Origin of the sequence: Caballeronia insecticola (assembly GCF_000402035.1) — a bacterium.
Lineage (GTDB): Bacteria > Pseudomonadota > Gammaproteobacteria > Burkholderiales > Burkholderiaceae > Caballeronia > Caballeronia insecticola.
In genome coordinates, this window is the sequence record NC_021287.1 from 1,894,992 (window position 1) to 1,908,874 (window position 13,883).

Below are 13,883 nucleotides of genomic sequence, written 5' to 3' on the forward strand. Positions count from 1 at the left end.
GGCCTCGGATGAATTCGAGACCGTGGGCGGCGGGCTTTAAAAGATAACGCTTCAAAGACGACTAAGCGTCCTTATCGACTAAAGCGGCAAAAGCTTTAGCGCAAGTTGTAGAACGCCGACTTGCCCGGGTAGCTTGCGATGTCGCCGAGATCTTCCTCGATACGCAGCAACTGGTTGTACTTCGAGATGCGATCGCTGCGCGACAGCGAGCCGGTCTTGATTTGCCCGGCGTTCAGGCCGACGGCGATATCGGCAATCGTCGAGTCTTCGGTTTCGCCCGAACGATGCGAGATGACCGCCGTGTAACCCGCGCGCTTGGCCATTTCGATCGCCGCGAAGGTTTCCGTCAGCGTGCCGATCTGGTTGATCTTGATCAGGATCGAGTTCGCGATGCCCTTCTCGATGCCTTCCTTCAGGATGCGCGTGTTCGTCACGAAGAGATCGTCGCCGACGAGCTGAATCTTCTTGCCGAGCTTTTCGGTCAGGATCTTCCAGCCTTCCCAGTCGGACTCGTGCATGCCGTCTTCGATCGACACGATCGGGAATTTATCCGCGAGCGTTGCCAGGTAGTCGGCGAACTCGCTCGACGACAGTTGCAGGCCTTCGCCCGCGAGCTGGTACTTGCCGTCGTGGTAGAACTCGCTGGCCGCGCAATCGAGCGCGAGCAGTACGTCTTCGCCCGCGCGATAACCCGCCTTCTCGATGGCCTGCAGAATGGTCGACAGGCACTCGTCGTTGCTGCCGAAGTTCGGTGCGAAGCCGCCTTCGTCGCCCACGGCGGTGCTCATGCCGCGCTCGGCCAGGATCTTTTTCAGCGCGTGGAACACTTCGGCGCCGCAGCGCAGCGCTTCGCGAAAGGTCGGCTGGCTCACCGGCACGATCATGAATTCCTGGATGTCCAGGCTGTTGTTCGCGTGCGCGCCGCCGTTGACGATGTTCATCATCGGTACCGGCAGTTGCATGGCGCCCGAGCCGCCGAAGTAGCGGTACAGCGGCAGGCCGGCTTCTTCGGCGGCGGCCTTGGCGACCGCCATCGACACGGCGAGCATGGCGTTCGCGCCGAGACGCGACTTGTTGTCCGTGCCGTCGAGTTCGAGCAGGGTCTTGTCGAGGAAAGCCTGTTCCGAGGCGTCGAGGCCCATGATGGCTTCGGAGATCTCGGTGTTGATGTGTTCGACCGCCTTCAGCACGCCCTTGCCGTTGTAGCGGCCGGCTTCGTCGTCGCGCAGCTCGATGGCTTCGCGCGAACCGGTGGATGCGCCCGACGGCACCGCCGCGCGGCCCATCGTGCCCGATTCGAGCAACACGTCGCATTCGACGGTCGGATTGCCTCGCGAATCGAGAATCTCGCGGCCGATGATATCTACGATAGCACTCATGGTTTCCTCAAATTGACGATGAATTCTGTCAGTCACAGCGAAGCGCGCCGCCTGGCTTTTCAATTCGAAACACGCTTCGGCGCACGTCACTGACTTCGTGCAGACCCGCCCGCCGGCCGTTCAGCTTCGGCGCGACGCGCGGGCATACGGAATCGATCCGCATCGCTTTCGTGGGGAGCAGGCGGCTGGATCCGCTGACCGACGCGGTTGCCGCCCTGATGTGTTGCTCGCTCCTCCGTCCCGCTGATCACTTCATGTGATCTATTCTTGCTGCGCGGCATCCGTTTTGAGCGCGCGCGCCGTACAGGTTGCCGATGCTCAGTTGAAATCGCTCTCGAGGAACGGGCCGCTCTTGACGGCGCGATCGATCGTAATGAGCGTGGAGAGCAGCGCTTCCATACGATGCAGCGGCACCGCGTTCGGGCCGTCGGACTTCGCGCACGCCGGGTCGGGATGCGTTTCCATGAACAGGCCGGAGACGCCCACCGCGACCGCCGCGCGCGCCAGCACCGGCACGAACTCGCGCTGGCCGCCGGAACTCGTGCCCTGCCCGCCCGGCAACTGCACCGAATGGGTTGCGTCGAACACGACCGGCGCGTTGGTTTCGCGCATGATCGCGAGCGAACGCATGTCGGACACGAGGTTGTTATACCCGAACGACACACCGCGCTCGCACGCCATGAAGCGGTCTTCCGACAGCCCGGCTTCACGCGCGGCGTCGCGCGCCTTGTCGATCACGTTTTTCATGTCGTGCGGCGCGAGGAACTGGCCCTTCTTGATGTTGACGGGCTTGCCCGAGCGCGCGCACGCGTGGATGAAGTCGGTCTGGCGGCACAGGAACGCGGGCGTCTGCAGCACGTCCACCACCGATGCCACCGCTTCGATTTCATGTTCCGCGTGCACGTCCGTGAGGACGGGCACGCCGAGCTGCTTCTTCACTTCGCCGAGAATGCGCAGGCCTTCGTCCATGCCGAGGCCGCGGAACGACTTGCCCGAGCTACGGTTCGCCTTGTCGTACGACGATTTGTAGATAAACGGGATGCCGAGCTTGTCCGTCATTTCCTTGAGCCGGCCGGCGACGTCGATCGTCATTTGTTCCGATTCGACCACGCACGTGCCCGCGATCAGGAAGAACGGCTGGTCCAGACCCGCTTCGAAGTGACACAGCTTCATGCTTGCGCTCCCGCAGTGGCCGCAGCCTTGGCCGGCGTCTTGGCACCGCCCGCCTGCGCATGCGCGCGCGCCGCCTCGACAAACGCCTTGAACAACGGATGCCCGTCACGCGGCGTGGAGGTGAATTCCGGGTGGAACTGCACGCCCACGAACCACGGATGCAGCGACTGCGGCAACTCCATCATTTCGGGCAGATCCTCGCTCGGGGTACGGGCGCTGATGATAAGCCCGCCCGCCTCGAGCTGGGGCACGAAACGGTTATTGACCTCATAACGGTGACGATGACGCTCGTTCACATCCGTGCCATAAATACGCTCGGCCATCGTGCCGGGCTTGATCGGGCACTTCTGCGAGCCCAGGCGCATGGTGCCGCCCAGATCCGACTCTTCGCTACGCTTCTCGATGCGGCCCGCGCGGTCGTACCACTCGGTGATGAGCGCGACGACCGGGTTGTTCGTGTTCTGATCGAACTCGGTGCTGTTCGCGTCCGTGAGACCCGCGACGTCGCGCGCGAACTCGATGACCGCGAGCTGCATGCCGAGGCAGATGCCGAGATACGGCGTCTTCGACTCACGCGCATAGCGGATCGCCTTGATCTTGCCTTCCGTGCCGCGCCGGCCGAAACCGCCCGGCACCAAAACGGCGTCGAGATGCTTCAGCCCTTCGGCGCCTTCGGCCTCGATCTGCTCGGAGTCGATGTACTCGATGTTCACCTTGGTCGACGTATGAATCGACGCATGCCGCAGCGCCTCGATCAGCGACTTGTACGATTCGGTCAGCTCGACATATTTGCCGACCATGCCGATGGTCACTTCGCTCTTCGGATTCTCGAGCTTCTGCACGAGATCCGACCACATCTTCAGATTGGCCGGCGGCGGCGAGAGCTTCAGTTCTTCGCAGATGATGTCGTCGAGGTGCTGGTCGTTGAGCATCTGCGGAATCTTGTAGATGCTGTCCGCGTCCCACACGGAGATCACGGCGTCTTCCGGCACGTTCGAGAACATCGAGATCTTGGCGCGTTCGTCGTCGGGGATCGGACGGTCCGCGCGGCACAGCAGCACGTTCGGATAGATACCGATTTCGCGCAGCTTCTGCACGCTATGCTGCGTAGGCTTGGTCTTGAGTTCGCCCGCGGTGGCGATGAACGGCACAAGCGTCAGGTGCACGAAGCACGCGCTGTTGCGGCCCATGCGCAGACTCATCTGGCGCGCGGCTTCGAGGAACGGCAGCGATTCGATGTCGCCCACCGTGCCGCCAACTTCGACGATCGCCACGTCCGGCTGGCCGCACGTGGCCGCAGCGGCGCCGCGCTCGACGAACGCCTGAATTTCGTTGGTGATATGCGGAATGACCTGCACCGTCTTGCCGAGATACTCGCCGCGGCGTTCCTTGCGGATCACCGATTCGTAAATCTGGCCCGTGGTGAAGTTGTTGGCCTTGCGCATCTTCGTGCTGATGAAGCGCTCGTAATGGCCGAGATCGAGGTCGGTTTCCGCGCCGTCTTCCGTCACGAACACTTCCCCGTGCTGGAACGGGCTCATCGTGCCGGGGTCGACGTTGATGTAGGGATCGAGCTTAAGAAGGGTGACTTTCAGACCGCGCGATTCGAGGATCGCGGCGAGGGAGGCGGCGGCAATACCCTTGCCAAGGGAAGAAACTACGCCGCCGGTGACGAATACATATTTGGTCATCGCTAGATGCTCGCGGGAAAAACGGATTATACCGTAAAGGCCGCCTCCCACGAAGCGCGCGCGAGCCGGAAATTGGCTACAGATGAGCACAGTTCGCCGCGCGATTCGGCGACATTCCTGCCGATCATTTCTCGGCCCGGGCGTCAAGCCCCGCGCGCGTGTTCGTTCCCTGTTCGCTCCCTTTTGTTGTGCGCGTCAGGCGCTTGATGCCTGAATCGACGCCTGCATCGACGTGAGCAGGCGCTGCACGGCGCGCGCGGTGTCGATCGGGCGTTCCATCGGAAAAAGATGGCTGCCCTCCATCCATTCGAGCCGCTCGCCGACGATGCGTCGCGTCATGCCGAGTCCCACCTGCCGCACCTCGCGCGAGCGCGTGCCCGCGACGAAGCCCACCGGCACCGGCGCGCCGTGTGCGAGCCGCGCGCCGAGCGTGTGCGGCAGCGTCCGATAGATCAGATATTCGACGTGGCGGTCGAACGCCAGCGTGCGCCCGCCGCCCGGATTCGCCTCGCGCATGCCGAGGCCGATGTAATCGGACAACATGCGTTCGTCCCAGCGCGCGAACGCCGGCTTCGCGCGAAAGTGACGCCACGCTTCGTCGCGGCTCGCCCAGTGCGTGCGGCGCGTACGCGTCGCGGCGGCGGGCGACAGGCGCTCGTCGAGCCCGGTCCACTGCGTGACGCGCAACAGCCCGCTTTTCCAGCCCGCGATCACCGGCGAGTCCAGCATCACGACGCCCTTCACCCATTGCGGACGCTTGAGCGCCGCCATCAGCGACAAATAACCGCCGAGCGAATGGCCGACGAGCCACACTTTCGGCGGGTCGCCGTCGCTCAGTTCGCGATGCCGGTTCATGTCGTCGATAAGCTGATCGACGAGATAAGGCCAGTCGCGCGTGACGGGAAAGCGCGGATCATGACCGATGCATTCGATGCTGCGGATCTCGTAGTCGTCGGCGAGCTCGGCGAACATCGTGCGATACGTCGACGCCGGGAAACCGTTCGCGTGCGAAAAGTGGATGATCTCTTTCAAGCGTGGACGCCTCCGTTCTTGTTCTGTTCTCAGCGCTCCATCCAGTAGCGCGCGTGGGTTTGCCTGAAGCGTTCGAGCACGATTTCCCGGCCGATGTCGAGGCGCGCCGCGCCGTCCTCGTCGCTGCGCGAAAGCGCGATGGCGCGCAGTTCGTAGCGCGCGTACACGGTCGCATTCGGATGCCGGAAACGGTTGCGATAGCCTACCTGAAATATCGCGGCGCGCGGCTCGACTGAATCGAGGAAAGGCTCGGTCGACGACGTGCGGCTGCCGTGATGCGGCACGATCAGCACATCGGCGCGCAGAGCCTCCGCGTCGCGCGCGATCAGCACGCGTTCGACGTCCGCCTCGATGTCCGCCGTGAAGAGCGCGGCGCGTCCCGCCGCGTTGGTCGCCTTGAGTACGCACGACTGATGGTTCGGCTTGCCGGCGAGCGGCCCGGGCTCGGGCCACAGCACGCGGAACTCGACGCCGTCCCAGGTCCAGCGCTGGCCGGCGGCGCAGCGCAAGGTCTCGATGCGCCGGGCGCGCGCGTCGGACCAGAGCGCATCCGTTGCCGGCAGCGATGCCAGCAGTTGCCGCACCGCGACCGCTTCGAGCACGGCCGGCGCGCCGCCCGCATGATCCGAATCCGAATGGCTGATCATCAGCGTATCGAGCGTGCGCACGCCCGCCGCAAGCAAATAAGGCGCGACGATGCGCTCGCCCGCGTGAGTCGATTCCGGGCCGGGACCAGCGTCGAACAACAACGCGTGCCGCGCCGTCTCGATGACGAGCGCGGAACCCTGACCGATATCGAGCGCGGTCACGCGAAACGCGCCGTACGCGGCCGGATGCTGCGCGGGCGCGAGCAACGGCAGCCACGTGAGCGGCGCGGCGCAACGCAGCGGCCAGCCGCGCGGCGCGAGCGCCCACGCCACGCCCACGGCCGCCGCCGCGAGCGCGAACCCGTCCGGCTGCGGCAACAGCCAAAGCGCCGCGGGCGCGGCGTCGGCCAGCCACGCGAGCGCGTCGCACAGCAAGGACAGCGCGGCATGCGCGGCGTGGAGCATCGGCGCATCGAGCGGCGCGGGAAGCAGCAGACCGGCGAGCGTCGCGGGCGTCACGAGCATGCTGACCCACGGAATCGCGAAGGCGTTCGCGAGCGGTCCGAGCAGCGGAATTTGCGAGAACCAGTAGACGGTGAGCGGCGCGAGCGCGATCGTCACCGCGTATTGCACGCGCGCGCCCGATTCGACGTGACGCCGCACGCGCGTCGCGAAACGCGCCATCCACGCGCGCGGCCTGCGTTTGACCGATGGCTCCGGCCGCTGCCCTACTTCGCTCGGATCGGTGCGGTCCCATTCGTCGATGTCGTCGTCATGCGGTGCCTGCGCGTGCGTTTCGACTCGTCCCGCTGCCGCGACCGCGTGGAGGATCGCCGCCACCGCGCAGAACGACAGCCAGAATCCCGCCGACGTCACCGCCCACGGATCGACGATCAGCACGAACGCGAGCGTCCATAACAGCACGAGCGACGATGCCGGCCGTCGTCCGCATAGAAATGCGAGCGCGACGATCACGAGCATCCACAGCGCGCGCTGCGCGGGCAGGTTGAAGCCCGCGAGCGCTACATAAAACGCGGCGAACGCGGCGGCCCCGAGCGCGGCTACGTTCGGCGCGGGCGCGATCAGCGTCGCGGGCATGCCGCGGAATCGGGCGCGCTTCCACGCGAAGCCGCACAGCCACGCCGCCAGCCCCGCGACGAAGCCCACGTGCAAGCCCGAAATCGCGACGAGATGACTCGTGCCCGTCGCACGCATGACGGCCCGGTCGGCATCGCTCACACCGTCCTGCGCGCCGACCGCGAGCGCCACGACGATGCCGCGATGCGGCGCATCGCCGAGCACGGTTTCGATACGTTCGCGCACCCGGGCACGCAGCCGGTCGATAGCCAGACGCGGCCCGGACGCATCGCTGCTCAGACGCCGCGGCGGACGCGACGCCGACACGGAACCCGTCGCGCGTATGCCGCTTTCGAGCAAGGCCGCTTCGCCGTCGCGCAAGCCGAAGTTCGCGTTGTCGTGCGCGCGTTTAAGGCGTGCCGTCAGCGTCCATCGCTCGCCAGCCAGCAGCCGGGGAATGGGCGCGAATTCGTTAGGCATCCACATTAAACGGACGATGCGCGGAAAATCGCGCAATCCGGCACCATTCGCTTCGACTTCGAAAACGAAGCGCGTGCCGTCCTCCCGGCGCTCGGGCAAGCCGCGCACGAAGCCGGTCAGTTCGATATCGCGCTGCTCGTACTCGACCGGCAAGTGCGGCCGCAAGCGCACTTCGGCGCGCATCGCGGCGTATGCAAAGCCCAGCGCGCACGCGGCAGTCGCGAAGCCCGCGATGCGCACGCGCGGCCTCGCCAACCCGAGCGTAATCGCAAGAAGAAAAACAGCGCCACAAGCAAGCCACACGCCAAGCCCCGGCAAGCGCGCCTGCTGCTGCAGCCACGCGATGCCCAACGCAAATCCCAGCAGAATCGCCCGCACATGGTCCTCTTCGTTTCGTTGCTGCAAACGTCGCAGCGAACGATTATGAAGACGCGAGCGCGAGCCGGGGGAGCGCGGCGTGAGCGTTAGCCGTTGTGCCTAGGGAAAGCGCGTTTTCGTCGATGCCGCGCAGTTGCGCCAGCACCTGCGCGATGCGCGCGACCTGTTCCGGCGCGTTGCGCTGCTTGTAGAGCCAGGAAGGCGCGATGTCCGGCGCATCGGTTTCGAGGACGATCGCGTCGAGCGGCAGATCGGTCGCGAGCCGGCGGATCTGCAGCGCGCGCTCGAACGTCAAGTTGCCGCCGAAGCCGAGCCGCATGCCCTGCGCGATGAACGCCTCGGCCTGCTGGAAACTGCCGTTGAACGCATGCGCGATGCCGCGATGAATATCGTGCACGCGCAGGCCCTTCAGCACTTTGTCCTGCGACTTGCGCACGTGGCAGATCACGGGCAGATCGAATTCGCGCGCGAGCTTCAGTTGCTCGTTGTAGAAGAACTGCTGACGCGCGTCGTCGAGCGACGGCACGAAATAATCCAGCCCGATTTCACCGATGCCGACGAACAACGGATCGTCCATGCTCGCCGCGATTTCCTCGCGCAGCACGCGCAGGTCGTCGTCGCTGGCGCGCGGCGTGAACAGCGGATGGATGCCGAGTGCATACGCCCCGCCCGCGATGCGATGCGCGAGCGCGCGCACCGTCGCGAAGTTGCCGCGCTCGACGCCCGGAATCACGATGCGCGCGACGCCTGCATCGAACGCCGCGGCGGCCACGGCGTCGCGGTCGGCGTCGAACTCTCCGGCATCGAGATGACAGTGCGTATCGATCCACATGGCGGCCTCCCGTGCGCGGCGCGCGCTCAATGCATCAGACCGGAACCGGCGGCTCTTCGTGCAGCACGCCGTCGCGCAGGCGCATGATGCGGTCGCAGCGCGCAGCGAGATCCGGATCGTGCGTGACAATCACGAAGCTCGTCTCCAGCGTCTGCGACAGCTCCAGCATCAGATTGAAGACGGTATCCGCCGTGCCGCCGTCGAGATTGCCGGTCGGTTCGTCGGCGAGCACGCAAGCGGGACGCGTGACGAGCGCGCGCGCAATCGCCACGCGCTGACGCTCGCCGCCCGACAATTCGCCCGGCCGATGCTTCGCGCGATGCCCGATGCCTACGCGTTCGAGCATCTCGTGTGCCTGCCTGCGCGCGTCTTCTTCGGACATGCGGCGGATGCGCAGCGGCATCGCGACGTTATCGAGCGCCGTGAATTCCGGCAGCAGATGATGAAACTGATAGACGAAGCCAAGCGCGCGGTTGCGCAGCTCGTTGCGCTCCTTTTCCTTCAGCTCGGTGAACGGCTTGCCGAGCAGCGACACCTTGCCCGCGCTCGGTTCGTCGAGTCCGCCGAGCACATGCAGCAGCGTGCTCTTGCCCGAACCCGAGGCGCCGACGATCGCAAGCTTCTCGCCGCGCTTCACTTCGAGCTGCGCGTTGTCGAGCACCTGCACGTTGAAGCCGCCCTGCACGAAGGTCTTCGAAATGGCCGACGCGTGCAGCACGATATTGTTAGCGGGAATCAGATCACTCATAGCGCAGCGCCTCCGCCGGACGAACCTTCGCACCGCGCCAGCTCGGATAGAGCGTTGCGAGCGACGACAACACAAACGCGATGATGCCGATCTTCGCGACATCGCCCGGTACGAGCTCCGACGGCAGTTCGCTGATGAAATACACCGACGACGGCAGGAACTGCACGTTGAAGAGATGCTCGATCATCGGCACGAGCCATGGAATGCTCCACGCGATAAGACAGCCAAGCGTCACGCCCAGCGCCGTGCCGATGAAACCGATCGTCACGCCCTGCACCACGAAAATTTTCATGATCGAGCCGGGCTGCGCGCCGAGCGTGCGCAAAATGGCGATGTCGGCCTGCTTGTCGGTGACGGTCATCACGAGCGAGGACACGAGATTGAACGCCGCCACCGCAATGATCAGCGTGAGGATGATGAACATCATGCGCTTCTCGATCTGCACGGCGGAGAACCACGTCTTGTTCTGCTGCGTCCAGTCGCGGATATACAGATCGCCCGAAAGCGTGCGCGCAAGCTGGCGCGCAACTTCGGGCGCGCGCTGCATGTCCTTCAGGCGCAGGCGCACGCCGGTCGGCGCGGGCAAACGGAACAGCGCCTGCGCATCCTTGATGTCGATCAGCGCGAGCGTCGAATCGTATTCGTAGTGGCCCGACTCGAAGATGCCGACCACCGTGAACTGTTTGAGGCGCGGCATCATCCCGGCGGGCGTAATCGTGCCTTCGGGCGCGACGAGCGTGATCTTGTCGTCTTTCATCACGCCGAGATTGGACGCGAGATCCTTGCCGAGCACGATGCCGAATTCGCCCGGATGCAGATCCGCGAGCGCGCCCGCGCGCATTTCCTTGCCGATATCCGACACTTCCGGCTCCAGCGACGGCTCCACGCCGCGCAGCGCCACCCCGCTCACCGCGCCCTGCCGCGTGAGCAGCGCCTGCGCCTCGACATACGGCGCCGCGCCGATCACTTCGGGATTGCGCCGCGCTTCCTGCACGGTCAATTGCCAGTTGGGCATCGAGCCGGTCGGCGAGAAGATCTCGACGTGCGCGAGCACCGACAACATGCGGTCACGCACTTCCTTCTGGAAGCCGTTCATCACGGAGAGCACAACAATCAGTGCGGCGACGCCAAGCGCGATGCCCGCCATCGACACGAGTGCGATGAAGGAGATAAAGCCGTTGCCTGTGGTGCGTTTGCTGGCGCGTGTGTATCGCCAGCCAATCTGCCATTCGTACGGAAGTTTCAAGCGAGTCCTTTTTGCTGCTGTTCCAGCGTTGTTGTGCCCCGATAGCGCCGCGAGCGGCGTTTGCCCGGCTTGGGGCGGCATCGTACGAATACGCTACGGCGGGCCTCGCGGATGCACGGCGAAGACTGCAACCCCGACGGTATCAGGTACCGGCGGCCGGGTCCGAGCGTGAAATTTGCGAAAGTTTGCCATATATGGACAAAGCCACGCATGAGCATGCGTCGCGCGTGCCGCAAAAACGGCCCCGCGGCCCGGATCGCACAAGGCGCCTTGCGTGTGCTTTGCCCTACAATGCGCAGCATCATGCCCGTTCACGATCTCCATCTTCTTCTGCCCTTCGCGCTGCCCTCGGCCGCGGACGCCGCGACCGCCCTGCACGGGCTGCAGGGCGCGGCGCTCGACAAACTGCTCGCCCGCGCCACGCTCGAAGAACGCGTGATCGGCGAAGATTTCCAGCGCACGCTGCCGCACGAACGCTGGATCGCGCGGCGCTTCGGCGCGGTTGCGCCCACGGACACGCGCTACGCCGACGACGCCCCGCTCGCGCCCTTCATGCTGCTCGCCGATGGCGGCACGCCCGGCGACGCGTCGTGGGCCTGCATCGAGCCGGTTCACGTGCGCATCGCGCATGATCATCTCGTGCTGATCGACCCCGACACGCTCGGCGTTCACACGGAAGAAGCGCGCGCGCTGCTGGAGACGGCGCGGCCCGTGATCGAAGATCTGGGCGTGACGCTGCAGGCGCCGACGCCGCTGCGCTGGTATGTATCGGGCGATGCACTTGGCGCGCTCGCGGGCGCGTCGCCGTTGCGCGCGACCGGGCGCAACATCGAAATCTGGCTGCCGCACGAAGCCCGCACCGGCGAGCGTTCGCGCGCGTGGATGAAGCTGCAGAATGAAGTACAGATGGCGTGGTTCGAACATCCGCTGAACCTCGCGCGCGAATCGCACGGCCTGCCCGCGATCAACTCGATCTGGCTGCACGGGCAAGGCACGATGCGCACCGTCGCGAGCCCGTTCGCATACGTGATGTCCGGCGCCGCCGCCACGCGCGGCCTGGCGCTCGCGGCGGGCGTCGTGCCTGACCTGGCGCCCGAATCGTTCGCCATGCTCGCGTCGGATCATGCAGCGGACCACGAACGGGGCACAACGCTCGTCGAGCTCGATCCGTTTTCCGCGCCGTTCATCGAGCAGGACTGGGCGCGCTGGAACGACTCGCTCAAGGCGCTCGAAGCCGCGTGGTTCGCGCCCGCGCTCGACGCGCTCGGCCACGGCACGCTCGGCCACCTGAGCCTCACGCTGTGCGGCGACACCGGCTCCGTCACGCTGTCCGTCACGCGCGCCGACTTGCGCAAGTTCTGGCGGCGTCGCCCGATTGCGGCGCTTCTCATCGAATAAGGCACACCCGAATGACGCGAATCGTTACGCGCGCCTCCTCTCCCGCCGACGCCGAAGCGCTGACGCGTCACGGCCTGCATCCCGTCATCGCGCGGCTGTATGCGTCGCGCGGCGTCACCACGCCCGACGAAGTCGAAACCGAGTTCAAGCGCCTGCACGCGCCCGTCGGCCTGAAAGGCTGCGACGATGCCGCCGTCGTGCTGGCCGACGCGCTCGCCGCGAATCGCCGCATGCTCGTCGTCGCGGACTACGACTGCGACGGCGCAACCGCCTGCGCCGTCGCCGTGCGCGGTCTGCGCATGTTCGGCGCGCAGATCGAGTATCTGGTTCCGAACCGCTTCGAGTATGGCTATGGGCTCACGCCGGAAATCGTCGAACTGGCCGCGCGCGCGAAGCTCGGACCGCCCGATCTGCTGATCACGGTCGATAACGGCATTGCGAGCGTCGAGGGCGTCGCAGCCGCGAATGCGCTCGGCATCGACGTGCTCGTCACCGATCACCATCTGCCCGGCGACACGCTTCCCGCCGCGCGCGCGATCGTCAATCCGAACCAGCCGGGCTGCACGTTTCCGAGCAAGTGCATCGCGGGCGTGGGCGTCATGTTCTATGTGCTGCTCGCGTTGCGCGCCGAACTGCGCAAACGCGGCGCGTACAAAAACGCGCCGGAACCGCGTCTGGACGGCCTGCTCGATCTCGTCGCGCTCGGCACCGTCGCGGACGTCGTCAAGCTCGACTGCAACAACCGCATTCTCGTTGCGCAGGGTTTGAAGCGGATTCGCTCGGGCCGCATGCAGCCGGGCATCGCCGCGCTGTTCCGCGCCGCTGGGCGCGATGCGCGCGCAGCTTCCGGCTTCGATCTCGGCTTTGCGCTCGGACCGCGGCTGAACGCGGCGGGACGGCTGTCGGATATGTCGCTCGGCATCGAATGCCTGACGACCGACGATATCGGCCGCGCCTGGGACCTGGCGCAGCAACTCGACGCGATGAACCGCGAGCGCCGCGAAATCGAAGCCGGCATGCAGCAGCAGGCGCTCGCGGAGTTGCAGACGTTCGATTGCGGCGAGCGCGCGACGCTCACGCTGTATGACGCGAGCTGGCATCAGGGCGTGATCGGCATCGTCGCGGGGCGGCTGAAGGAGCGCTTTCACCGGCCGTCGTTCACCTTCGCCCATGCCGACGACAGCGGCACGCTCTGCAAGGGCTCGGGCCGCTCGATTCCGGGTTTTCATCTGCGCGACGCGGTCGATCTGATCAGCAAGCGCGAGCCGGGACTCATCCACAAGTTCGGCGGCCACGCGATGGCGGCGGGCCTCACGCTCGCCACCGCGGACATCCCGCGCTTCACCGCGGCGTTCGAGGCGATTGGCCGCGAATGGCTGACGGCGGAAGCGCTCTCGCGCACCGTCGAAACCGACGGCGAACTGGAAGACGCGTATTTCACGCCGCAATTCGTCGAGATGCTCGACGCCGAAGTGTGGGGCCAGGGCTTCCCGGCGCCGACTTTCTCGGGCGAGTTCGAGATCGCGTCGCAGGCGCTCGTCAAGGACAAGCATCTGAAGCTGTCCCTATTGCGCGGGCGTCAGCGCTTCAACGCCATCTGGTTCAACCACGTCGAGCCGCTGCCTCCGCGCGCGACCGTCGCGTACAGGCTCGTCAGCGACTCGTGGAACGGCGTCGCGCGGGTGCAGTTGATCGTCGAGCACGCTGGCTGAGCGGCGAATCACACGCGTGGCGCGCGCTTATGAGCCACGCGTAACTCAGCAACTTCCGATTATCTGCCTGGCTCCCCGTGTCACTCTTATGGCCCTTATAATGCACGTTTTTTGAGTGCCGAGCGGTTGGAGCGCCGAGCGGTTGTAGAC

At 65.7% G+C, this 13,883-nt stretch carries 10 protein-coding genes; 2 read left to right on the forward strand and 8 right to left on the reverse strand.

The features are described 5' to 3' along the window. Positions 1-95: 95 nt before the first annotated feature. The 8 genes from eno to BRPE64_RS08780 all read right to left on the reverse strand — a co-directional run bounded on the left by eno (position 96) and on the right by BRPE64_RS08780 (position 10,623). Entirely contained in the window at positions 96-1,379 is a 1,284-nt protein-coding gene (eno, locus tag BRPE64_RS08745) for a phosphopyruvate hydratase (protein ID WP_044041418.1), read from the reverse strand. 318 nt (positions 1,380-1,697) lie between these two features. Continuing rightward, the gene (gene kdsA / locus BRPE64_RS08750) at positions 1,698-2,552 is read right to left on the reverse strand and encodes a 3-deoxy-8-phosphooctulonate synthase (RefSeq protein WP_016345723.1); all 855 of its coding nucleotides are present in this window, start codon (positions 2,550-2,552) and stop codon (positions 1,698-1,700) included. Then, a complete protein-coding gene (locus BRPE64_RS08755) occupies positions 2,549-4,243 on the reverse strand; it encodes a CTP synthase (protein ID WP_016345724.1) in 1,695 nt (564 codons plus the stop codon). The genes kdsA and BRPE64_RS08755 overlap by 4 nt, the downstream gene beginning before the upstream one ends. 195 nt (positions 4,244-4,438) lie before the next feature. Further along, positions 4,439-5,275: an alpha/beta fold hydrolase gene (locus tag BRPE64_RS08760; protein ID WP_016345725.1), complete on the reverse strand. Its 837-nt coding sequence runs from the start codon at positions 5,273-5,275 to the stop codon at positions 4,439-4,441. A gap of 29 nt (positions 5,276-5,304) precedes the next feature. Further along, on the reverse strand, positions 5,305-7,797 hold the full coding sequence (locus tag BRPE64_RS08765; protein ID WP_016345726.1) for a DNA internalization-related competence protein ComEC/Rec2: 2,493 nt from the start codon (positions 7,795-7,797) through the stop codon (positions 5,305-5,307). 43 nt (positions 7,798-7,840) lie between these two features. Continuing rightward, complete coding sequence (locus tag BRPE64_RS08770) at positions 7,841-8,629, reverse strand: TatD family hydrolase (RefSeq protein WP_016345727.1); 789 nt, start codon at positions 8,627-8,629, stop codon at positions 7,841-7,843. 34 nt (positions 8,630-8,663) lie between these two features. Further along, positions 8,664-9,377: a lipoprotein-releasing ABC transporter ATP-binding protein LolD gene (gene lolD / locus BRPE64_RS08775; RefSeq protein WP_016345728.1), complete on the reverse strand. Its 714-nt coding sequence runs from the start codon at positions 9,375-9,377 to the stop codon at positions 8,664-8,666. Then, positions 9,370-10,623, reverse strand: a complete 1,254-nt coding sequence (locus BRPE64_RS08780; RefSeq protein WP_044041419.1) for a lipoprotein-releasing ABC transporter permease subunit — start codon at positions 10,621-10,623, stop codon at positions 9,370-9,372. Before BRPE64_RS08780 ends, lolD begins: the two co-directional genes overlap by 8 nt. A 291-nt stretch (positions 10,624-10,914) precedes the next feature. Here BRPE64_RS08780 and BRPE64_RS08785 point away from each other — a divergent pair, with 291 nt between their 5' ends. Beyond that, positions 10,915-12,021 carry a hypothetical protein gene (locus tag BRPE64_RS08785; RefSeq protein ID WP_016345731.1) on the forward strand — a complete coding sequence of 369 codons (1,107 nt, stop codon included), beginning with the start codon at positions 10,915-10,917 and terminating at the stop codon, positions 12,019-12,021. Positions 12,022-12,032: 11 nt separating this feature from the next. Further along, positions 12,033-13,733 (forward strand): single-stranded-DNA-specific exonuclease RecJ, encoded by a 1,701-nt coding sequence (gene recJ, locus BRPE64_RS08790; protein ID WP_016345732.1) that lies wholly within the window; start codon positions 12,033-12,035, stop codon positions 13,731-13,733. Positions 13,734-13,883 lie beyond the last annotated feature (150 nt).